Genomic DNA, 22,664 nt, shown 5'->3' with positions numbered 1-22,664 from the left:
GTGTAAACATCTGGACGGCTAAACATCTTTGACGGCCCGCCAAAGCCGAAGACTTTCTGGAGAATAGTGAATGACTATCTTAAATCATACTCTCGGTTTTCCACGTATTGGTCTGCGTCGCGAGCTGAAAAAAGCACTTGAAAGCTACTGGGCTGGCAACAGCACGCAGGAAGAATTACAGGCGGTGGGTCGCGAGCTGCGTGCGCGCCACTGGCAACAACAAAAAGCGGCCGGCATCGATAAAGTGCCGGTGGGCGACTTTGCCTGGTACGATCATATTCTGACGACCAGCCTGATGCTGGGCAACGTGCCTGCTCGCCATCGAAATCAGGACGGATCGATTGATCTGGATACGCTATTCCGCCTGGGCCGGGGGCGTGCCCCGACGGGTGAGCCGGCCGCGGCGGCAGAAATGACAAAATGGTTTAACACGAACTATCACTACATCGTGCCAGAATTCACGCAAGGCCAGTCTTTTTCTTTAACCTGGACCCAACTGCTGGATGAAGTGGATGAAGTGGATGAAGTGGATGAGGCGCTGGCGCTGGGTTATAACGTTAAGCCTGTGTTGTCAGGGCCGTTAACCTACCTCTGGCTGGGTAAGGTAAAAGGAAAACCCTTTAATCGTCTGTCACTGCTGAACGATATCCTGCCCATTTATCAGCGGGTCCTGACCGAACTGAACGCACGCGGCGTTGAGTGGGTACAGATTGATGAACCCGCCCTGGCGCTGGAACTGCCGCAGGAATGGCGCGAGGCCTTCAAAGTGGCTTACGCTGCGTTAAACGGTCAGGTCAACCTGCTGCTGACCACCTATTTCGACAGTATCGGCCAGAATCTGGATATTATCCGCACGTTGCCAGTGCAGGGCCTGCACGTGGATCTGGTGCAGGGGCAAGATGATATCCAGCATGTGAACCAACTACTGCCCGCAGACTGGGTGTTATCAGTCGGCGTGATTAATGGCCGCAACGTCTGGCGTGCCGATCTCAGCCGTTGGTTTGAGCGTCTGCAGCCGCTGATCGCCACACGTGAACACTTGTGGATTGGCACATCCTGCTCGTTGCTGCACAGCCCTATTGATCTGAGTGTGGAGACCCGTCTGGACGAGGAGGTGAAAAGCTGGTTTGCCTTTGCCTTGCAAAAATGTGAAGAGCTGTCGTTACTGAGTACGGCGCTTCGCCGCAACGATCCCGCCTCGCTGGAGGAATGGAGCGCTCCGGTTCAGGCACGTGCGCACTCCCGACGCGTCCACAACGCGGCTGTCGCACTGCGTCTGACAAATGTTCAGGCCAAAGACACCGAACGTGCCAGCCCTCACGCCGGGCGTGCCAGCACACAACGTCAGCGTTTCAACCTGCCCGCCTGGCCAACCACCACCATCGGTTCCTTCCCACAGACCCCTGAAATTCGAGGATTACGACTCGACTTCAAAAAAGGCGCGATTGATCGCGCGCATTACCGTACCGGTATCGCGGAGCACATTAAGCAGGCGATAGCTGAGCAGGAACGTTTGGGACTGGACGTGCTGGTTCACGGAGAGGCGGAACGCAACGATATGGTGGAATACTTTGGCGAGAATCTGGACGGCTTCGTCTTTACACAAAATGGTTGGGTACAAAGCTACGGTTCACGTTGTGTCAAACCGCCGGTCATTATTGGTGACGTCAGCCGTCCGGAAGCCATTACCGTGGCGTGGGCAACCTATGCGCAGTCCCTGACTGACAAGCCGGTAAAAGGCATGTTAACCGGCCCGGTGACCCTTCTCTGTTGGTCATTCCCGCGGGAGGATGTATCACGTGAAACGATCGCCAAACAGATTGCACTGGCGCTGCGGGACGAAGTTGCGGATCTGGAACTCGCTGGCATTGGCATTATTCAGATTGATGAGCCCGCACTGCGTGAAGGATTGCCGCTGCATCAGTCCGACTGGGCAGATTATCTGCGTTGGGCCGTGGAGGCGTTTCGGTTAACCGCCGCTGTCGCGAAAGACGAGACGCAGATTCACACGCACATGTGTTACTGCGAGTTTAACGACATTATGGCATCCATTGCGGCACTGGATGCGGATGTGATTACCATCGAGACCTCACGTTCCGATATGGAGTTGCTGGATGCATTCAACGCATTTGAGTATCCGAATGAAATCGGGCCCGGCGTGTACGATATTCACTCCCCCAATGTACCCGACGTCGAGTGGATAGAAAATTTGTTACGCAAGGCCGCACAGCGTATCCCTGAGGAAAGTCTGTGGGTGAATCCGGACTGCGGCCTGAAAACCCGCAGCTGGCGTGAAACCCGACAAGCGCTGGCTAATATGGTCAAAGCGGCAAGAAACCTGCGGGGCGAAACCGCCTGATTTCCTGGTGTTGTGTCAATACGTTGCCAGTGTGTTGGGGCGCCTGAGCGCCCCTTTTTTCAGTCACTTCGCGGGGGCAACACCGTATTGCGCAAACCAGGTTAACATGCGCGCCCAGCCATCGGTGGCCGATTCGGCGTGATAGCTTGGACGATAGTCGGCGTTAAAAGCATGTCCTGCCTCGGGATAAACAATGATCTCAGCTTTGGCATTGGCCGCGTGCAGTGCCTGGCGCATCTGCTCGACGCTCTCCAGCGGAATGCCGTCATCCTGACCGCCATACAACCCCAGCACAGGCGCGTTCAGATCAACGGCGATATCGATAGGATGTTTTTGCTGCTTCATGGTTTTTTCACCCACCAGGCGACCATACCAGGCTACGGCGGCGCGCAGCTGCGGGTTGTGCGCGGCATAAAGCCAGCTGATGCGTCCGCCCCAGCAGAAGCCGGTAATCCCCATGCGGCGAATATCTCCCCCGTTACGGGCAGCCCAGTTCGCCGCGTGATCGAGATCTGCCAGCACCTGGCTGTCGGGCACTTTACTGACCAGCTCGTTGAACAGGGTAGGGATGTCGTTGTAATCGTTGGGATCGCCTTCACGGAAGTACAGTTCTGGCGCGACGGCCAGATAGCCCTCCAGCGCCAGCCGACGGCAAATGTCGCGAATATGTTCGTGAACGCCAAAAATTTCCTGTACCACCAGAACGACCGGCAACGGACCTTCTGCTGACTGCGGCTTCGCATAAAACGCAGGCAGATTTTCACCCTGGCTCGGAATGGAGGTTTCCCCCGCATGGATGTTGGCGCTGTCGGTAATAATGGTGGTCGCTGCTGTGGGTTGAACTGCCGGAGCAAACGCGCCTGCAGCTGATTTTTGTGTCATATTATCTTCGGTTTTCATCGTTCTCTCCGTGCAAGCATAGGCGCAATCACGTAACTATAGCCTGGCCACCCATGACAGGTACCGGGCATTGAGTAACAGAGCTGTTAACCAATAAAATTACACTTCTCTTTAACATTCCCGCGATAGCTTCCACATCACCATATGTAGCAATACGCAAGGCGAGAGATGGATGTGTGATCTAAATCACCTTATTATTCTTTGGGAATGTAACTTTCATTTTCTTAAGTGAATTTAGTCACATATTTACCTCGCCTGGTGACGTAAAGTGGCGTAAAAATTTTCCTTACCCCGGAGTCTGATATGACACAGTCTGACGTATTCCATCTTGGCCTGACTAAAGCTGACCTGCAGGGGGCAACGCTGGCCATTGTTCCTGGCGATCCAGAGCGCGTGAAAAAGATTGCCGGACTGATGGAGGATGCACAGCATCTTGCTTCCCATCGCGAGTTCACCACCTGGCTGGCTAAGCTGGATGGCAAACCGGTTGTTGTGTGTTCGACAGGTATTGGCGGACCTTCTACATCGATTGCCGTTGAGGAGCTGGCACAGCTTGGCGTGCGTACGTTCCTGCGCGTGGGCACCACAGGGGCGATTCAGCCCCATATCAACGTCGGCGATGTTTTGGTCACCACAGCATCAGTGCGCCTGGACGGTGCCAGCCTGCATTTTGCCCCCATGGCGTTTCCGGCAGTAGCGGACTTTACCTGTACGACGGCATTAGTCGCGGCGGCGGAAGCCTGTGGCGCTAAAACCCATATCGGTATTACGGCCTCGTCTGACACCTTTTACCCGGGTCAGGAACGATACGATACCTTTTCAGGCCGTGTCGTAAAAAGCTTCCAGGGCTCAATGCAGGAGTGGCAGCAGATGGGCGTGTTGAATTACGAGATGGAGTCGGCGACCCTGTTAACCATGTGTGCCAGCCAGGGGCTGAGAGCCGGAATGGTAGCGGGCGTTATCGTCAACCGCACCCAAAAAGAGATTCCGGATGCCGTCACGATGAAGCAGACGGAAAGCGACGCGGTGAAAATCGTGGTAGAAGCCGCGCGCCGTTTACTGTAATTCCTCTGTTTTAACAGACAGGCCCGTGATCGGGCCTGTCTGTCCTGCCACTGACAAGCCTTTGCGTCGCCTCTTCCAACGCCAGCAAATATATCTGGACATTCATACAGTGCGAATTTACCTTTTCCTTCATTAGCCTGACCAGCGGGGAAAACATGGATCAGCACATCATTATCTACATCTGCCTGGCGCTTGCCGGCCTTGGTGTGGGCTGGATACTGGCGCAAATGCGGGTCGGCCATCAGCTGGCCAGCTTTTCTACAGAACGTCGCCTGCTAAACGAGGGGCAACAGCGTCAGCAGCTGCATATCGAACAGCTCCAGCAACAGGTGCAGCAGCGTGAACAGGAGCTGAGACAGCTTCATGGCGCGTTAAGCGGGGCCAATGAGCGCCTGCAACAGCTCGACTACTGGCGCAACGAGAGCGAACAACTCACCCGTGAACTGCGTAATCAGCTCGAAGTGAACAGCGCGCAGGAAGCAGAGCTGCGCGAGGTCACGATTCGTCTGGAAGAAACCCGCTTTGCAGCAGAAGAAAAACAGCGACTGCTGACAAACAGCGAGCAGCGACTCAGCGCGCAGTTTGAAAATCTGGCCAACCGTATTTTTGAAAACAGTGGACGTCGGGTTGATGAGCAGAATCGTCAAAGTCTTAACAGCCTGATAGGGCCGCTCCGGGAGCAGCTTGACGGGTTTCGCCGCCAGGTGAATGAAAGTTTCGGTGCTGAAGCCCGTGAGCGCCACACGCTCACTCACGAGATTCGTCAGCTGCAGCAGTTGAATGCCCAGATGGCTCAGGAGGCGCTCAACCTCACGAAGGCGCTCAAAGGCGACAATAAAATTCAGGGCAACTGGGGCGAAGTGGTACTGAGCAGGGTGCTGGAAGCGTCTGGGCTGCGTGAAGGCTATGAGTACGACATTCAGGTCAGCATACAGAATGAACAGCAAAGCCGGATGCAGCCGGATGTGATTGTTCGCCTGCCACAGGGAAAAGATGTGGTTATTGACGCTAAAATGACGCTGGTGGCCTACGAGCGTTATTTTAATGCCGATGACGATGTGGAGCGCGAGCAGGCTATTCAGGAACATGTCAGCGCCATGCGCGGGCACATTCGCCTGCTGGGCCGCAAAGATTATCAACAATTGCCCGGTTTACGCTCGCTGGATTATGTGTTGATGTTTATTCCTGTTGAGCCGGCCTTCCTGTTGGCTATTGATCGTCAGCCCGAACTCATCAGTGAAGCCCTGCAGCAGAACATCATGCTGGTCAGCCCGACTACGCTGCTGGTGGCGCTGCGGACGATTAATAATCTCTGGCGCTATGAGCACCAGAGTCGAAATGCACAGCGCATTGCAGAGCGGGCCTCCAGACTGTATGACAAAATGCGGCTGTTTGTAGACGATATGAGCGGGATTGGTCACAGCCTTGATAAAGCGCAGAACAGCTATCGCGAGGCGATGAAGAAACTGGCAGAGGGGCGGGGCAACCTTATCGCCCAGGCTGAAGGTTTTCGCGATCTGGGTGTAGAAGTAAAACGCGCCATTAATCCGCACCTGGTTGAACAAGCCATGCCTGAGAATGAGCACGACAGTGAGCAAAATGACAAGGACAACGCAGACGAAAGTCATGAACAGGTTCGGCACCTCCGCGAATAAGCAGGTCGCCAGCGTGCCTGACCTCCATGACTCTGATACACTTCAGTGAGTATTGTTTGTGGAGCAGGTAAAACCGATGGCAGATGAATCACAGCAGGAAACTACCCATTTTGGCTTTCAGACGGTCGCCAAAAGCGAGAAAGCCGATAAAGTCGCGGACGTGTTTCACTCCGTAGCGGCAAAATATGACCTGATGAACGATTTAATGTCGTTTGGCGTCCATCGAGTCTGGAAGCGTTTTACCATTGACAGCAGCGGCGTGCGCCGTGGTCAGCGCGTGCTGGATCTGGCAGGTGGAACCGGCGATCTTACCGCGAAATTTTCGCGCCTGGTGGGTGAAACCGGTCAGGTTGTGTTGGCTGACATTAACAGCTCAATGCTGAAAATGGGCCGGGAAAAACTGCGTAATCTGGGCGTGGTAGGCAACGTCAGCTATGTGCAGGCCAACGCCGAAGCATTGCCGTTTCCTGATAACTACTTTGACTGCATCACTATTTCGTTCGGTCTGCGTAACGTGACTGAAAAAGAGAAGGCACTGGCCTCGATGTTCCGCGTGCTCAAGCCAGGTGGACGCTTACTGGTGCTGGAGTTCTCTAAACCTGTTATCGAACCTCTTAGCAAAGCTTACGATGCTTACTCGTTCCATATTTTGCCCCGTATTGGGCAACTGGTCGCCCAGGACGCTGAAAGCTATCGCTACCTTGCTGAGTCAATTCGCATGCATCCCGATCAGGAAACTCTGAAAGCGATGATGAATGACGTGGGATTCGAAAACACGACCTATTCCAACATGACGGGTGGTATTGTGGCGCTGCATCGTGGGTTTAAATTTTAACCATTATGGCAATGACCTTAACACCTGTAATTACTGCCGGTATTGAAACGGCGTTAAACCGCATACTGTATCGCGATCGTAGCCTGAAAAGCGCACGTCAACGCCTGGTCGGTAAGGTACTGATGCTGCGTTTAAGTGAGCTATCCTGGCCGCTGGTGCTGGTGTTCAGTGAACACCAGCTTGACGTGCTCAGTGACTGGCAGGACAGCAGTGACTGCACGGTCATTACCCAGCTTAAGTCCCTGCCAAAGTTACGCGATCGCCAGCAGCTGACGACCTTGATTCGTAGCGGTGAGCTGCAGGTTGAAGGTGACTTGCAGGTGGTTCAGCACTTTTCTGCGCTGATGGATTTGGCCGAGCTGGATCCTGCTGAATACCTTGCTCCCTGGATCGGTGATATCGCCGCTCAGGGGATGAGCCAGGGCGCGCAGCGTGTGTGGCGTTTTTTCAAAGCAGAAACGCAACGGCGTCAGGACTATCTTGGTCAGGCATTAACCGAAGAGTGGCGGGTTGCGCCGGGCGCCCTGGAATTTGCCTGGTTCTCTGAGGAGGTTAGCGCGATGGAACGTTCGCTTGAGGCGCTTGATGCGCGTCTGGCACAGCTGGAGGCGAAATGAGTTTTGGAGAGATCCGCCGGTTATATTTTATTGTTAAGGTGTTTTTGACTTACGGCCTTGATGAACTGATTCCGCAGATGCGTATTACCCTCCCGCTTCGACTGTGGCGGCGTTGCGTGTTCTGGATCCCTAACCAGCACAAGCACGAGCAGATGGGCATTCGGCTACGTCTGGCCATGGAACAACTCGGCCCCGTCTGGATCAAGTTCGGACAGATGTTGTCCACGCGGCGCGATCTGTTCCCGCCGCAAATCGCCGACGAACTGGCCATTCTTCAGGACCGCGTTGCGCCTTTCGATGGCGTGAAAGCTAAAGCGCAAATTGAAGCCTCAATGGGCGCACCGATTGAATCCTGGTTTGATGACTTCAATATCACTCCACTGGCCTCAGCCTCTATCGCTCAGGTACATACCGCAACCCTGAAATCCAATGGCAAGAGCGTCGTTATCAAGGTAATCCGCCCGGATATTCTGCCGGTCATCAAAGCGGACATGAAACTCATCTACCGCATTGCCCGCTGGGTGCCACGACTGCTGCCGGATGGCCGCCGTCTGCGCCCGGTTGAAGTGGTACGGGATTATGAGAAGACCCTGCTTGACGAATTAAACCTGTTGCGTGAAGCCGCCAATGCCATTCAGCTTCGCCGCAACTTTGAAAACAGCCGCATGCTATATGTGCCAGAGGTCTATTCGGACTATTGTAGTGAATCCATGATGGTAATGGAGCGCATTTACGGCATTCCCATCTCTGATGTGGCGACGCTGGAGCAGCACGGCGTCAACATGAAGCTGTTAGCAGAACGCGGTGTACAGGTATTCTTTACCCAGGTTTTCCGCGACAGCTTCTTCCATGCCGACATGCATCCCGGCAATATTTTTGTCAGTTACGATCATCCTGAAGATCCTCAGTATATCGGCATTGACTGCGGCATCGTCGGTTCGCTGAATAAAGAAGATAAGCGCTATCTGGCTGAGAACTTTATTGCCTTCTTCAATCGTGATTATCGCAAAGTGGCGGAACTGCATGTCGATTCGGGCTGGGTGCCTGCCGACACCAACGTTGAAGACTTCGAGTTCGCTATCCGTACCGTATGCGAGCCCATTTTTGAGAAACCGCTGGCAGAAATCTCGTTTGGGCATGTGCTGCTGAATCTGTTTAACACGGCGCGTCGCTTCAATATGGAAGTCCAGCCGCAGCTGGTGCTGTTGCAAAAAACCTTGCTTTACGTTGAAGGTATCGGTCGCCAGCTCTATCCACAACTGGACCTTTGGAAAACGGCAAAACCCTTCCTTGAGGACTGGATTAAGGATCAAATCGGGATTCCGGCGATTATCCGTGCGGTAAAGGAAAAAGCCCCTTACTGGGCAGAAAAACTGCCAGAACTGCCAGAATTGTTTTACGACAGCATGCGGCAGCATAAGCAATTACGCCTCAGCGTGGATAAACTCGCGAACGATTTAAGTGTCCAACGTTCACGTCAGCAGCAGGCGCGTTACCTGTTTGGCGTAGGCGCGACGCTGTTGATTAGCGGAACGGCGGTGCTCCTCAGCAGGCCTGAGTGGGACCTGTTCCCAGCGGCATTAATGGCGGCGGGCTTTGTCAGTTGGTTAATCGGCTGGCGTAAGACAAACTGATTGTCACCTGCGCCAGAAACGCGGTAATGTCGCTGATTCGAGCCCGAATAAACACGGGTTTCGTGGTGCGTGACCCCGCATTTTTTAACAATAAAATCGAGGCTATCTCATGGGCGGTATTAGTATTTGGCAGTTGTTGATTATTGCCGTGATTGTGGTTCTTCTGTTCGGTACCAACAAATTACGTAATCTGGGTTCGGATTTGGGTTCTTCTATCCGTGGGTTTAAGAAAGCCATGAGCGACGAAGACGATAAAAAGGATCAACCGAAAGAGCAGGATGCTGATTTCCATGCCAAAACGCTGGCGGATAAACAGCCAACGTCGGTTCAGAAAGATGACGTCAAGAACGACAAGCAGGTGTAAGCCGTGTTCGATATTGGTTTTGGTGAATTGGTATTGGTGTTCGTGATCGGGCTGATCGTTCTTGGCCCGCAACGTCTGCCGCATGCGGTCAAGACGGTTGTCGGTTGGATCCGGGCGATCCGTTCGCTGGCCGCCAATGTCCAAAGTGAGTTAGCGCAAGAGCTGAAGCTTCAGGAATTGCAGGACAGCCTGAAAAAGGTGGAAGAAGCCGGCCGGGGCACACTGTCCCCCGAGCTTAAGGAATCCATGGAAGAGCTGCGGAAAACGGCTGATTCAATGAAACGCTCGGTCAGGCAGAGCATTGATATCGAAAGAGACGAAGACGAAGCCAATACCATCCATTCTCCTCACCCTGTATCGACCACCGAAACGCTGCACCCCGTTACACCTGCCGCCAGCGAACATCAGGCGCAGGCACCTGTGCAGGCTCCGCTGCCGACGTCTGAACCTGCGGCTTCTCAACCGGCCGACAGCCGCGTTGAGTCCTCACCAGATCAGCCGCGACCTGTCTCAGGGCATGCCAGTGCACCGCCACAGTCGCCCGCTCATGCCGATGCGCAAACCGCGGCTAGGCCCGTTAGCGCTGTGTCGCCGGCAGGTTCAGTTTCTACTCCTTCTGCAAGTGATGAGCGATAATGGCCGTTGAAGATACCCAACCCCTGATCAGCCATTTGATTGAGCTGCGTAAGCGTCTGCTGAACTGTATTGTTGCCGTGTTAGTCATCTTTCTGGCGCTGATTTACTTTGCCAACGATATCTACCATGCGGTGGCGTCGCCGCTAATCAATCAGATGCCCGCAGGCGCCAGCATGATCGCCACGGATGTCGCGTCACCGTTTTTTACCCCGATCAAGCTGACCATGATCGTATCGGTATTCCTTGCCGTTCCGGTTATCCTCTACCAGGTCTGGGCCTTTGTCGCGCCAGCCCTCTATCGCCACGAACGCAAGTTGGTCATGCCGCTGCTGTTCTCCAGTACGTTGCTGTTTTACGTGGGCGTCGCTTTTGCGTACTTCATCGTCTTTCCGCTGGCTTTTGGTTTTTTCGCCAAAACCGCGCCCCAGGGCGTCACTATTGCAACGGACATTACCAACTATCTTGATTTCGTGATGACGCTGTTCATGGCCTTTGGCGTGGCATTTGAAGTGCCGGTCGCGATTGTGCTGCTCTGCTGGACGGGCATTACCAACCCCGACGATTTGAAAAAGAAACGCCCCTATATTCTGGTTGGCGCGTTCGTTGTTGGGATGCTGCTCACACCACCAGACGTTTTTTCCCAAACTTTGCTCGCTATTCCGATGTACTGCCTGTTTGAAGTCGGCGTATTCTTCTCACGTTACTATGTGGGAAAAGGCCGCCAGGCAGAGGATGAGGAACATAACGCCGATTCCTGATGTCTGATTGGGCACAACCCGCAAGGCGGGAGAGGAAAGTCAAAAACCGCCGCCAGGCGGTTTTTTGTTTAGGGTGTTATTGATAAAGAGTGGAAAAAATATGTTTGATATCGGTGTAAACCTGACCAGCACGCAGTTCGCCTCCGATCGGGAAAAGGTGATCTCACGCGCGCGCGAAGCGGGCGTCACCGGCATGTTGATTACCGGCACCAACGCACTCGAAAGTCAGCAGGCGCAGAAACTGGCTGAGGCTCATCAGAATTATTGTTGGTCAACTGCTGGCGTGCATCCACATCATGCCAGCGAATGGTCAGCGGACGTTGCCAACACGCTGCGCCGCCTGGCAGAGAAAAAAGACGTAGTGGCAATAGGCGAATGCGGGCTGGATTTTAATCGTAACCTGTCAGCTCATGAACAGCAGGAATATGCGTTTGACGCTCAGTTGGCACTGGCGGCAGAGCTTAATATGCCGGTGTTTCTTCACTGCCGGGAAGCCCACGAGCGCTTTGCGGCAGTTCTTGAACCCTGGCTGCCCAAATTGCCTGCTGCAGTGATTCACTGCTTTACCGGCACGCGCGAGGAGCTGACCGATTGCCTGGACATGGGGCTGTCGGTAGGGATTACGGGCTGGGTATGTGATGAGCGTCGAGGTATCGCGTTGCGTGAGATGCTGCCATTGATTCCGGCAGAGCGGTTACTACTGGAAACGGATGCACCTTACCTTCTGCCGCGTGATATGCGTCCCCGCCCCACGTCGAGACGAAATGAACCCTGCTTCTTGCCGCATATCCTGCAGCAGGTCGCAAACTGGCGCGGGGAGAATGTTGAGATGCTGGCACGTCAGGTGGATCACAATGCGCGTAAGCTATTCGGGCTGATTTAGGCTTTGCGGAACTGACGGTTATCCACGCTGCGTACGATCTGCTTGTTGAGCAGATTCAGCAACAGAATTGAGCGTGCTTCGCCATCCGGCTCAGAGAATATCGCACGTAAGCCCTCGAACGTGCCTTCGGTGATGATCACTTCATCACCGTTTTGCGGCGTTTCGGGATCGAGCAACGTCTGGGGGACGTCGGTTTGCAAGGCATCAATCACCAGGGCGGGCACGGTTGCCGGTGTTGTACCAAAGCGCACAAAATGGCTGACGCCACGCGTACTGCTTATGGTCGTGGTATGAATAGCTTCCGGATCAAATTCGATAAACAGATAGTTTGGAAACAGCGGCTCATTCACGGTCGTCCGCTTACCGCGCACGATCTTCTCCATCGCGATCATTGGACTCAGGCATTTTACCTCTTGCCGCTCAAGATGCTCTTTCGCACGCAATAGCTGCCCACGTTTGCAATAGAGTAAATACCAGGATTCCATAACTGCTCCCAATGAATGGACGCTAAGAATAGCAAACCTCCAGCCAGAGTTATAGCGCATTGGGGCCTGTAACGCGGCGTTGCCTGGAAAATAAACTAAGATTGTTCTGAATGATCAGTGCCACCGCATGAAGTGAGTAAACGTAAGTCATTCGCAACACTCGGGACAAGAAAGATCGCCGTACCCAGCCTGACTGTCGTAAGTTACAGGCCAGGTATAAGATGGGGCGCATAAAGCTCAACACATCCCCACAATCAGCCCTATAATGGCCCATTCACTCTGGCCGGAAAGTTGAAGCCGCATGAAATATCAGGATTTAAGAGACTTTATTGCGCTGCTTGAACAGCGTGGTGAACTTAAGCGTATATCGCACGAGATCGACCCCGAACTGGAAATGACGGAAATTGCTGACCGCACCTTACGTGCAGGCGGCCCGGCATTACTGTTTGAGAACCCTAAGGGTTACGACATGCCCGTTCTGTGCAACCTGTTTGGCACGCCAAAGCGCGTGGCGATGGGGATGGGGCAGGAAGAGGTCAGCGCACTGCGAGAAGTGGGCGAATTGCTGGCCTTTCTCAAAGAACCCGAGCCGCCAAAAGGCTTCCGTGACCTGTTCAGCAAAATGCCGCAGTTTAAGCAGGTGCTGAATATGCCGACCAAAAGGTTACGTAATGCGCCCTGTCAGGAAGAGGTCTTCAGCGGCGATGAGGTCGATCTGACGCGGATTCCCGTAATGAAATGCTGGCCAGGCGATGCAGCACCCTTGATTACCTGGGGACTCACGGTAACCCGCGGTCCGCATAAAGAGCGACAAAACCTGGGCATTTATCGCCAGCAGGTGATTGATAAAAACCGTCTTATCATGCGCTGGCTTTCTCATCGCGGCGGGGCACTTGATTATCTGGAGTGGACGAAAGCCCATCCTGGCGAGCGTTTCCCGGTATCTGTTGCGCTGGGTGCCGATCCGGCGACAATTCTTGGCGCGGTGACCCCGGTACCGGACACGCTGTCAGAATATGCCTTTGCCGGCCTGCTGCGGGGCAATAAAACCGAAGTGGTCAGATGTATTTCCAACGATCTGGAAGTGCCTGCCAGCGCGGAAATCGTGCTGGAAGGCTACATTGAACCCGGCGATATGGCCCCCGAAGGTCCCTATGGCGACCATACGGGCTACTATAATGAAGTCGACAGCTTCCCGGTTTTTACCGTAACGCATATTACTCAGCGGCATCAGCCTGTTTATCACTCGACCTACACCGGACGTCCGCCAGATGAGCCAGCCGTCCTTGGCGTGGCGTTAAATGAAGTGCTGGTACCGATTCTGATTAAGCAGTTCCCGGAAATCGTCGACTTTTATTTACCACCCGAAGGATGCTCCTACCGGCTGGCGGTTGTCACGATTAAAAAACAGTATGCCGGTCATGCCAAGCGCGTAATGTTTGGCGTTTGGTCGTTTCTTAGACAGTTCATGTACACCAAATTTGTTATTGTGTGTGACGACGATGTTAATGCCCGTGACTGGAACGACGTCATCTGGGCAATTACTACGCGTATGGACCCGGCACGCGATACCGTATTGGTAGAAAACACGCCAATCGATTATCTTGATTTTGCGTCACCGGTGTCAGGACTGGGTTCTAAAATGGGCCTGGATGCGACAAATAAATGGCCGGGCGAGACACAACGAGAGTGGGGCACGCCGATTGTTAAAGATCCGGCAGTCACTGCGCGTATCGACGCTATCTGGGATGACCTCGGTATTTTTAAACAGCCATCACAGCGTTGATGGCGCGCAATAACCATAAAGACGACCCGACAGAGGGAACGCATGACAACGTTAAGCTGTAAAGTAACTTCAGTTGAAGCGATTACCGACACGGTGTATCGCGTTCGCCTGATTCCGGAAGCGGAATTTAGCTTTCGTGCAGGACAGTATCTTATGGTAGTGATGGATGAGCGCGACAAGCGTCCGTTTTCTGTAGCCTCTACGCCAATGGAAACCGAAATCATTGAGCTGCACATCGGCGCGTCGGAGCTTAACCTGTATGCGATGGCCGTGATGGATCGCATTCAGCAAGACGGGCATATCGTTGTTGATATTCCCCACGGCGACGCATGGTTGCGTGAAGAGAGTGACAAACCGTTAATCCTGATTGCGGGCGGCACGGGCTTTTCCTATGCGCGCTCCATCTTACTGACGGCGCTTGCCCAACAGCCAGACCGGGATATTGCGATTTACTGGGGCGGTCGTGAGCTGAAACACCTGTACGATATGGATGAACTGGACGCGCTGGCCATTAAGCATCCTAATCTCAAAGTAATTCCGGTAGTAGAACAGCCTGAAGCAGGCTGGCAGGGTCGTTCCGGCACCGTATTAACGGCCGTCATGCAGGACTTTACTACGCTGAGTGAGCATGAGATTTATATCGCCGGGCGCTTTGAAATGGCAAAAATTGCGCGCGATCGCTTCTGTTCTGAGCGTGGCGCAGTGGAATCACAAATGTATGGCGATGCCTTTGCCTTTATCTGATTTCATGCAGCAAGAAAAAACCCGCCCCTGACAGGCGGGTAAATCCCACAATAACGTCCCAACGTATCAAACGCGTTCGATAACGGTTGCGATGCCCTGACCCAGGCCAATACACATTGACGCCAGGCCAAACTGCGCATCGCGGCGTTCCATAATATTTAGCAACGTCGTAATGATGCGTGCGCCTGAACAGCCCAGTGGATGACCCAATGCAATGGCGCCGCCATTTAAGTTGACCTTGTCATCCAGTTTGTCTGACAGTCCCAAGTCCTTAATGCAGGGCAGAACCTGCGCTGCAAAGGCTTCGTTGAGCTCGAAGATGTCAATGTCGTTCACGCTTAGCCCAGCGCGTTTCAACGCCAGCTTGCTGGCGGGCACCGGACCGTAGCCCATGATTGAGGGATCGCAGCCCACCACCGCCATACTTTTAATACGGGCGCGGGGTTTCAGGCCCAGCTCCCGTGCGCGGCTTTCACTCATAATCAGCATGGCGGCGGCCCCATCTGACAGGGCCGAGGATGTGCCTGCAGTGACCGTCCCGGTCACGGGATCAAATGCAGGTCGAAGAGCCGCAAGCCCTTCCAGGCTGGTATCTTCACGGATCACTTCATCAAAGTCGTAGCGTTTCAGCACGCCTTCGGCGTCGTGGCCGTGTATTGCAACAATTTCATTTGCGAAATCGCCGCGCTGTGTCGCCTGCCATGCACGGTGATGGGAACGCAAAGCGAATGCATCCTGCTGCTCGCGGCTGATGTGGTGCATGCGCGCCAGCATCTCTGCGGTCAATCCCATCATCCCTGCCGCTTTCGCAACGGTACGCCCTAAGCCGGGATGAAAATCTACGCCATGGTTCATGGGTACATGTCCCATGTGCTCCACACCACCAATCAAACAGGCATGTGCATCTCCCACCATAATAGCGCGTGCGGCATCGTGTAGGGCCTGCATTGATGATCCACACAGACGGTTGACCGTTGTGGCGGGTACGACATGCGGGATTTCGGCCAGCAGCGCGGCGTTGCGGGCAATATTAAAGCCTTGCTCCAGCGTTTGCTGTACGCAGCCCCAGACAATGTCATCCAGGGTGGCAGCATTGACTGCCGGATGCCGACTCAGCAGTTCACGCATAACGTGCGCTGACAGGTCTTCAGCACGTACGTGACGAAAGGCACCGCCTTTCGAGCGGCCCATTGGCGTGCGCACTGCGTCAATAATGACTACATTTTCCATTTTTTATCACCTCAGGCGCTTCTGAACGCGGCTTCATCAATCGGTTTGACGGCGGGATACCAGCTTTCATGTTGGCGCGCTTTTTCTGACAGCAGGGCAGGCAGCTCATACAGGCCGCCCAGTGCCGTGTAGCGTTTCGCCTGATCCACGACATTACTGTTCCCCAGCGTGTCGAGATAACGGAAAGCCCCACCACGGAATGGCGGGAATCCCAGGCCGTACACCAGCGCCATGTCTGCCTCGGCAGGTGAAGCAATAATCTTCTCTTCCAGACAGCGGACAACTTCATTAAGCATTGGCAGCATCATGCGGTTCAGGATTTCTTCATCACTGAAGATCCGTTTAGGCTGGCAGGCAGGTTCAAGCAGCGCATCGACCTCGGGATCAGAGACTTTTTTAGGTTTGCCTTTCTTGTCTTCTTCCCAACGCCAGAAGCCTTTACCATTTTTCTGACCAAAGCGTTTTGCTTCAAACAGAATATCAATAGCGTCGCGATAGTCCTTTTTCATACGCTGCGGGAAACCATCCGCCATCACGCTTTGCGCATGATGTGCGGTATCAATCCCCACGACATCCAGCAGCCAGGAAGGGCCCATCGGCCAGCCAAACTGTTTTTCCATCACTTTATCGATTTGGCGGAAATCCGCACCATCGCGCAACAACATGCCGAACGCGGCAAAGTAAGGGAACAGAACACGGTTTACGAAGAAGCCTGGGCAGTCATTCACCACGACAGGGGTTTTGCCCATCTTGCTGGCCCATGCCACGACTTTACCCAACGTCGCTTCACTGGTTTTCTCTCCGCGAACCACTTCAACCAGCGGCATACGGGGAACCGGATTAAAGAAGTGCATACCGCAGAAGTTTTCGGGACGCTGCAGTGCCTGCGCCAGTTGGCTGATGGGGATCGTAGAGGTATTCGAGGCCAGGATGGCATCACTGCGCATATGTTTTTCTGTTTCAGCCAGCACGCTGGCTTTGATCTGAGGATTTTCGACTACCGCTTCGACCACAACATCTGCCTGATCGAATCCAGCATAATCCAGCGTGGGTTGAATAGTGGCAATGACGGCAGCCAGCTTATTCCCGTCTATATTACCTCGCTCCAGCTGCTTGTTCAGAAGCTTACTGGCTTCGTTCATGCCCAGGGCCAGCGCCTGCGGATGAATATCCTTCATCTTGACCGGCACACCTTTCCACGCCGACTGATAGCTGATACCGCCACCCATAATCCCGGCGCCCAGCACGGCAGCCTGCTTCGGCGCACCATTTTCGCTGCTGCGTTTTTTTGCCAGACCTTTAATGTACTGATCGTTAAGGAAGATTCCGACGAGCGCGCGAGCCACATCCGATTGCGCCAGCGGAACAAACGCCGCCGTTTCCAGTTTTAACGCATCGTCACGGCCTAATGCGGCTGCGGCCTCGATCGTCTTCACGGCGGTGAGCGGCGCAGGATAATGTTTTCCGGCCGTTTGCATGACCATGCCTTTAGCGATCGTAAAACTCATTGCGGCTTCAACAGGGCTGAGTTTTAACGGTGCTAATTTAGGCGCACGACGTGCCTGCCAGCTGCCGTCGTTGGCGGCTGCTTTCAGCATGGTCAATGCGGCATCACGCAGCTTATCTGGGCTGACAACCGCATCGACCAGGCCAAGCCTGAGCGCGGCCATACCATCAATATCTTTACCCGCTGCAATGATTTCCAGCGCGCTGTCAGCACCCAACAGACGGGGCAGGCGAACGCTGCCGCCAAAACCCGGCATGATGCCCAGTTTGGTTTCAGGTAAGCCCAGGCGAGCGGTCGGCGTGGCAACCCGTAAGTCCGTCGCCAGAACACATTCACAACCACCGCCCAGCGCGTAGCCATCGATCGCGGCGATGGTGGGAACGGGTAAATCTTCCAGACGATTAAAAATGCTGTTGGCAAACGTCAGCCACTGGCTCAGCTTTTCCGTTGGCGCGTCAAAAAGCGCAAGGAATTCGGTGATGTCAGCCCCAACGATAAAGGCGGGTTTGGCTGAACTCAGCAGCACGCCGCGCAGATTGGCGTGTTGCTCCAGCACAGCAATCGCTTCGCCGAGGCTGGCAACGGTTTGTGTATCCAGCTTGTTAACGGAGCCGGGGGCATCAAACACCAGCTCGACAATGCCGTCGTCCAACTGATTAAGAGTGAGGTTAGCGCCTTGGTAGAGCATGTACGTCTCCTGAAACCGCGAAAGGTGATCTGGTCATACCAGATGATCGTGAGTTTGGGAGTGATGTTAATTTTTTGCAAACAGCTCTTTGTTTATTTGCTAACAAGATCACAGCCACGTGGAACCCGGCATCCGTATTTCGGCTGTGATAAACTGCGGCTTTTCCGGACACTGGAGAGGCGGCAATGGATTCACTTAAGAGCTTGTATCACGCGCATATCACGACTTTGCAACAACGTGCTCAGCAGGTATTAGCACGTCATAAACTGGATGCCATGCTGATCCATTCCGGCGAATTACTCACCGTGTTTCTGGATGATCATACTTATCCGTTTAAGGTTAACCCGCAATTTAAGGCCTGGGTGCCCGTAACCCAGGTGCCAAACTGTTGGTTGTGGATTGACGGTGTGAACAAACCGAAATTGTGGTTTTACTCTCCGGTGGACTACTGGCATAACGTTGAACCACTTCCGCACAGTTTCTGGACCGATGACGTTGAGATTATCGGCCTGGCAAACGCGAATGCCATCGGCGATCTTCTGCCAGCCCAACGTGAAAACGTCGCCTACATTGGCCCGGTGATCGAACGTGCGGCGCAAGTAGGGATTAAGGCGGGAAATATTAATCCAAAAGGCGTGATCGATTTCCTGCATTACCATCGCAGCATAAAAACCGACTACGAGCTCAGCTGTATGCGTCAGGCGCAAAAAATTGCCGTGGCCGGGCATCGTGCGGCGAAAGAAGCCTTTTCTGCCGGCCTGAGTGAATTTGATATTAATCAGGCTTACCTGACAGCAACCGGACATCGCGATACCGATGTGCCCTATGGCAATATCATCGCCCTGAATGAACATGCCGCCGTGTTGCACTACACCAAACTGGACCATCAGCCACCGGCTAAGCGTTACAGTTTTTTGATTGATGCCGGAGCGGAATATCAAGGCTATGCCGCCGATCTGACGCGCAGTTATGCCGCACAAAGCGGCACGCTGTATGCCAAAATGGTTGAGGCGATGAACGCGGAAGAGCTGGCGTTGATTGCTACGCTGAAAGCGGGCGTGCGCTACACCGATTATCATCTGCAAATGCATCAACGTATTGCAAAATTGCTGACTAAATTTGATTTGGTGCACGGGATAAGCGAAGAGGCGCTGGTAGCCGAGGATTTGATCGGCCCCTTTATGCCACACGGTTTAGGCCATCCGCTGGGCTTGCAGGTCCACGATGTTGCGGGCTTTATGCAGGATGAAACCGGTACGCACCTGGCCGCGCCAGAGCAATATCCTTATCTGCGCTGCACCCGGGTTATCCAGCCTGGGATGGTGTTAACCATCGAGCCAGGCTTCTATATTATCGATTCACTGCTGGCCCCGCTGCGAGAAGGCAAATTCAGCGCGCACTTTAACTGGCAGGCACTGGATGCGCTTAAGCCTTATGGCGGTATTCGCATTGAAGATAATGTGATTATTCATGCTAACCGCGTTGAGAACATGACGCGCGACCTGCATCTTGCCTGATGGAGGCGTTTGATATTCCTGCGCAGGCGCTCAGCGTCAGCGAGGAGACGATAAAAAAAAGCCGGTTTATTACGCTGCTGGCTCACACCTGTGGCGTGGACGCGGCGCGGGCTTTCGTCCAGCAGGTAAAGCAGGATCATCCCACTGCCCGTCATCATTGCTGGGCCTGGGTAGCGGGTGCGCCCAACGACTCACAGCAGTTGGGCTTTTCCGATGATGGTGAGCCTTCCGGTACGGCAGGTAAACCCATGCTCGCGCAGCTAATGGGCGCTGATGTCGGAGAGATTACGGCAGTAGTCGTGCGGTACTACGGCGGCATCATGTTGGGCACCGGCGGTCTGGTGAAAGCCTATGGCGGCGGTGTTCAGCAGGGATTAAAGCAGCTGGCGCGTCAGCGGAAGGTGCCCGTTAAACACTTCACCCTGCAGTGTGAATACGCGCAGCTCAGTGATATTGAGCGTCTGGTGCAACGCTTCGACGGCAGCATCACAGAAAGTGAATATCTTGATCGTATCTTTCTGACACTGGCGCTGCCTTATGGACAAATTGATGGATTCAAGCAAAATCTGTCAGACTTCAGCCGGGGTGCGTTAACACTTCTTCCGCTTACACCATGATGTTTTTCTCTTTGATTAAAGGAACGGCTTAATGCACTTTCGCGCCATTACCCGCATTGTCGGTCTGTTGGTGATCCTCTTCTCGGTAACGATGATTTTACCTGGTCTCGTTGCATTGATTTACCGCGATGGCGCCGGACGTGCCTTCAGCCAGACGTTTATGATGGCCCTGGTGATTGGTTCATTACTGTGGTGGCCAAATCGCAAGAAGAAAACGGAACTCAAGCCGCGCGAAGGGTTTCTGATAGTCGTATTGTTCTGGACCGTGCTGGGCAGCGTCGGTGCCATGCCCTTTATCTTTGCCGAACAGCCGCACCTGTCCGTTACGGATGCCTTTTTTGAATCCTTTTCCGGATTAACAACCACGGGCGCGACCACGCTGGTGGGGCTGGACTCCTTGCCCAAGGCCATTTTGTTCTATCGCCAGATGCTGCAGTGGCTTGGCGGTATGGGGATCATTGTGCTGGCCGTGGCTATCCTGCCGATTCTGGGTGTAGGTGGCATGCAGTTGTATCGTGCTGAAATGCCTGGCCCATTGAAAGACAACAAAATGCGCCCGCGCATTGCGGAAACGGCCAAGACGCTCTGGCTCATCTATGTGTTGCTGACGATTGCCTGCGCGCTGGCCCTGTGGTTTGCCGGGATGCCAGCCTTTGACGCAATCGGCCACAGTTTTTCCACTATCGCTATTGGCGGTTTTTCAACACATGATGCCAGCATCGGCTATTTCCAGAGTGGGACCATCAACACGATCGTTGCGGTGTTCCTGCTGATATCCGGCTGTAACTACGGTCTGCACTTTTCATTACTGAGTAACCGCAATCTGCGAGCCTACTGGCGCGATCCCGAGTTCCGGATGTTTATCGGGGTGCAACTGACGCTGGTGCTGATTTGCACCATCGTCCTGTGGCTCCACAATGTGTATGACAGCGGCTGGCAAACGCTGAACCAGGCTTTTTTTCAGGTGGTCTCTATGGCAACCACTGCCGGATTCACCACGGACAGTATCGCGCGTTGGCCGCTGTTTCTTCCGGTGCTGCTGTTGTGTTCTGCATTTATTGGCGGCTGTGCGGGTTCAACCGGCGGCGGTTTAAAAGTGATTCGTATTCTGCTGCTGTGCAAACAGGGTAATCGTGAACTTAAGCGCCTTGTCCATCCCAATGCGGTTTACACCATTAAACTGGGCAATCGTGCGCTGCCAGAACGCATTCTTGAAGCCGTATGGGGATTCTTTTCGGCTTATGCACTGGTGTTCCTGATCAGCATGCTGGCGATTATTGCCACCGGCGTTGATGATTTTTCTGCGTTTGCTGCGGTTGCGGCAACGTTAAACAATCTTGGCCCGGGCCTGGGCGTGGTTGCCGATAACTTCACCTCAATGAACGATGTAGCTAAGTGGATTTTGATTTCTACTATGCTGTTTGGTCGCCTTGAGGTTTTCACGTTGCTGGTGTTGTTCACGCCGACCTTCTGGCGGGAATAACGAATAAGGATGATCCTAATGAAAGCGTTAATTCTCTTTTCCACCCGCGATGGTCAGACGCAAAAAATAGCCTCGGCTATTGCTGATGAGATTAAGGGCCAGCAATCTTGCGATGTCATCAATATCCAGGATGCAAAGACACTCGACTGGCAGCAGTACGATCGGGTGTTGATTGGTGCTTCAATCCGCTATGGTCATTTCCAGCCTGTCGTAAACGAATTTGTTAAGCACAACCTGCCTGCACTGCAGCAGCGCGTAAGCGGCTTTTTTTCTGTTAACCTGACGGCGCGCAAGCCTGAGAAGCGCTCGCCGGAGACGAATGCTTATACCGCCAAGTTTTTAGCACAGTCGCCCTGGCAGCCTGATTGCTGCGCCGTCTTTGCTGGCGCACTCTATTATCCGCGCTATCGCTGGTTTGACCGGGTCATGATTCAATTCATTATGCGGATGACCGGCGGGGAAACGGATGCATCTAAAGAAGTGGAATACACGGACTGGCAACATGTGCAGCGTTTTGCCAGGGATTTTGCACAGTTACCAGGCAAATCGTACTGAAATAACGCGATTTGGCGAAATTTGAGACGAACAGTAATCTTTTTGCAATTAACCCTTGTCAGGCCGCGCGAACTCCCTATAATGCGCCTCCATCGACACGGCACAACGGCTTACGGAATGCGGTGTTGAGAGGGTTCAGGAGACTGAACCGCCGGAGAAAAACTTCTGAAAAAAGAGGTTGACTCTGAAGGAGGAAAGCGTAATATACGCCACCTCGCGACAGACGGTTAACCCGCTGTTCGCACTGCTCTTTAACAATTTATCAGACAATCTGTGTGGGCACTCGCAGGATTGATATCAGCGTCTCCGGACGTAAAAAATATCAAGTCTTAAGAGTGAACACGTA

General features: G+C 53.7%; 20 protein-coding genes. 16 read left to right on the top strand and 4 right to left on the bottom strand.

Features of this window, described 5'->3' with window-relative positions:
* Window positions 1-70 precede the first annotated feature (70 nt).
* On the top strand, window positions 71-2,359 hold the full coding sequence (gene metE, locus GKC68_RS21615) for a 5-methyltetrahydropteroyltriglutamate--homocysteine S-methyltransferase (protein WP_342656495.1): 2,289 nt from the start codon (window positions 71-73) through the stop codon (window positions 2,357-2,359).
* Between the two features lie 63 nt (window positions 2,360-2,422).
* On the opposite strand, the gene GKC68_RS21610 is transcribed toward metE, so the two are convergent.
* Entirely contained in the window at window positions 2,423-3,259 is an 837-nt protein-coding gene (locus GKC68_RS21610) for a dienelactone hydrolase family protein (RefSeq protein ID WP_047714897.1), read from the bottom strand.
* Between the two features lie 303 nt (window positions 3,260-3,562).
* On the opposite strand from GKC68_RS21610, the gene udp reads away from it, so the two are divergent.
* From udp to tatD, 9 genes are all read left to right on the top strand, one after another.
* The gene (udp, locus tag GKC68_RS21605; RefSeq protein WP_014606979.1) at window positions 3,563-4,324 is read left to right on the top strand and encodes a uridine phosphorylase; all 762 of its coding nucleotides are present in this window, start codon (window positions 3,563-3,565) and stop codon (window positions 4,322-4,324) included.
* A 155-nt stretch (window positions 4,325-4,479) separates the two neighbouring features.
* Window positions 4,480-5,979: a DNA recombination protein RmuC gene (gene rmuC / locus GKC68_RS21600; protein WP_028722952.1), complete on the top strand. Its 1,500-nt coding sequence runs from the start codon at window positions 4,480-4,482 to the stop codon at window positions 5,977-5,979.
* Between the two features lie 76 nt (window positions 5,980-6,055).
* On the top strand, window positions 6,056-6,814 hold the full coding sequence (ubiE, locus tag GKC68_RS21595; protein ID WP_014595026.1) for a bifunctional demethylmenaquinone methyltransferase/2-methoxy-6-polyprenyl-1,4-benzoquinol methylase UbiE: 759 nt from the start codon (window positions 6,056-6,058) through the stop codon (window positions 6,812-6,814).
* 11 nt (window positions 6,815-6,825) lie between these two features.
* Window positions 6,826-7,431 (top strand): SCP2 domain-containing protein, encoded by a 606-nt coding sequence (locus GKC68_RS21590; RefSeq protein WP_047714904.1) that lies wholly within the window; start codon window positions 6,826-6,828, stop codon window positions 7,429-7,431.
* Window positions 7,428-9,065 carry a ubiquinone biosynthesis regulatory protein kinase UbiB gene (gene ubiB, locus GKC68_RS21585; RefSeq protein WP_028722954.1) on the top strand — a complete coding sequence of 546 codons (1,638 nt, stop codon included), beginning with the start codon at window positions 7,428-7,430 and terminating at the stop codon, window positions 9,063-9,065. Before GKC68_RS21590 ends, ubiB begins: the two co-directional genes overlap by 4 nt.
* A gap of 109 nt (window positions 9,066-9,174) precedes the next feature.
* Complete coding sequence (tatA, locus tag GKC68_RS21580) at window positions 9,175-9,429, top strand: Sec-independent protein translocase subunit TatA (RefSeq protein ID WP_028722955.1); 255 nt, start codon at window positions 9,175-9,177, stop codon at window positions 9,427-9,429.
* 3 nt (window positions 9,430-9,432) lie between these two features.
* The gene (tatB, locus tag GKC68_RS21575) at window positions 9,433-10,065 is read left to right on the top strand and encodes a Sec-independent protein translocase protein TatB (protein ID WP_058706999.1); all 633 of its coding nucleotides are present in this window, start codon (window positions 9,433-9,435) and stop codon (window positions 10,063-10,065) included.
* Window positions 10,065-10,823, top strand: coding sequence for a Sec-independent protein translocase subunit TatC (gene tatC / locus GKC68_RS21570; RefSeq protein WP_013024100.1), 759 nt, complete (start codon window positions 10,065-10,067; stop codon window positions 10,821-10,823). The genes tatB and tatC overlap by 1 nt, the downstream gene beginning before the upstream one ends.
* A gap of 100 nt (window positions 10,824-10,923) precedes the next feature.
* A complete protein-coding gene (gene tatD, locus GKC68_RS21565) occupies window positions 10,924-11,706 on the top strand; it encodes a 3'-5' ssDNA/RNA exonuclease TatD (protein ID WP_028722957.1) in 783 nt (260 codons plus the stop codon).
* On the opposite strand, the gene rfaH is transcribed toward tatD, so the two are convergent.
* Window positions 11,703-12,191: a transcription/translation regulatory transformer protein RfaH gene (gene rfaH, locus GKC68_RS21560; RefSeq protein ID WP_028722958.1), complete on the bottom strand. Its 489-nt coding sequence runs from the start codon at window positions 12,189-12,191 to the stop codon at window positions 11,703-11,705. The genes tatD and rfaH overlap by 4 nt on opposite strands.
* 301 nt (window positions 12,192-12,492) lie before the next feature.
* On the opposite strand from rfaH, the gene ubiD reads away from it, so the two are divergent.
* Together ubiD and fre are read left to right on the top strand one after the other, a co-directional pair.
* Window positions 12,493-13,977 carry a 4-hydroxy-3-polyprenylbenzoate decarboxylase gene (gene ubiD, locus GKC68_RS21555; RefSeq protein WP_342656494.1) on the top strand — a complete coding sequence of 495 codons (1,485 nt, stop codon included), beginning with the start codon at window positions 12,493-12,495 and terminating at the stop codon, window positions 13,975-13,977.
* Window positions 13,978-14,019: 42 nt separating this feature from the next.
* Window positions 14,020-14,721: an NAD(P)H-flavin reductase gene (gene fre, locus GKC68_RS21550; protein WP_342656493.1), complete on the top strand. Its 702-nt coding sequence runs from the start codon at window positions 14,020-14,022 to the stop codon at window positions 14,719-14,721.
* Between the two features lie 66 nt (window positions 14,722-14,787).
* Here the strand turns inward: fre and fadA are convergent, their stop codons facing one another.
* Together fadA and fadB are read right to left on the bottom strand one after the other, a co-directional pair.
* The gene (fadA, locus tag GKC68_RS21545) at window positions 14,788-15,951 is read right to left on the bottom strand and encodes an acetyl-CoA C-acyltransferase FadA (protein WP_342656492.1); all 1,164 of its coding nucleotides are present in this window, start codon (window positions 15,949-15,951) and stop codon (window positions 14,788-14,790) included.
* 11 nt (window positions 15,952-15,962) lie between these two features.
* Window positions 15,963-18,146, bottom strand: coding sequence for a fatty acid oxidation complex subunit alpha FadB (gene fadB / locus GKC68_RS21540; protein WP_342656491.1), 2,184 nt, complete (start codon window positions 18,144-18,146; stop codon window positions 15,963-15,965).
* Between the two features lie 185 nt (window positions 18,147-18,331).
* Here fadB and pepQ point away from each other — a divergent pair, with 185 nt between their 5' ends.
* From pepQ to hemG, 4 genes are read left to right on the top strand one after another with little or no spacing between them, the layout of a single operon-like run.
* The gene (pepQ, locus tag GKC68_RS21535) at window positions 18,332-19,663 is read left to right on the top strand and encodes a Xaa-Pro dipeptidase (RefSeq protein WP_342656490.1); all 1,332 of its coding nucleotides are present in this window, start codon (window positions 18,332-18,334) and stop codon (window positions 19,661-19,663) included.
* Window positions 19,663-20,280 (top strand): IMPACT family protein, encoded by a 618-nt coding sequence (locus GKC68_RS21530; protein ID WP_028722963.1) that lies wholly within the window; start codon window positions 19,663-19,665, stop codon window positions 20,278-20,280. Before pepQ ends, GKC68_RS21530 begins: the two co-directional genes overlap by 1 nt.
* A 31-nt stretch (window positions 20,281-20,311) precedes the next feature.
* The gene (gene trkH, locus GKC68_RS21525) at window positions 20,312-21,763 is read left to right on the top strand and encodes a Trk system potassium transporter TrkH (RefSeq protein WP_013024109.1); all 1,452 of its coding nucleotides are present in this window, start codon (window positions 20,312-20,314) and stop codon (window positions 21,761-21,763) included.
* Window positions 21,764-21,781: 18 nt separating this feature from the next.
* Window positions 21,782-22,318, top strand: coding sequence for a menaquinone-dependent protoporphyrinogen IX dehydrogenase (gene hemG / locus GKC68_RS21520; protein WP_047714901.1), 537 nt, complete (start codon window positions 21,782-21,784; stop codon window positions 22,316-22,318).
* The last annotated feature ends 346 nt before the right edge of the window (window positions 22,319-22,664 follow it).

Source organism: Pantoea sp. RSPAM1, from assembly GCF_038816185.1.
Lineage (GTDB): Bacteria > Pseudomonadota > Gammaproteobacteria > Enterobacterales > Enterobacteriaceae > Pantoea > Pantoea ananatis.
Note: the sequence above shows the minus strand (reverse complement) of the source record. Positions and strands in the feature narration are given on the sequence as shown.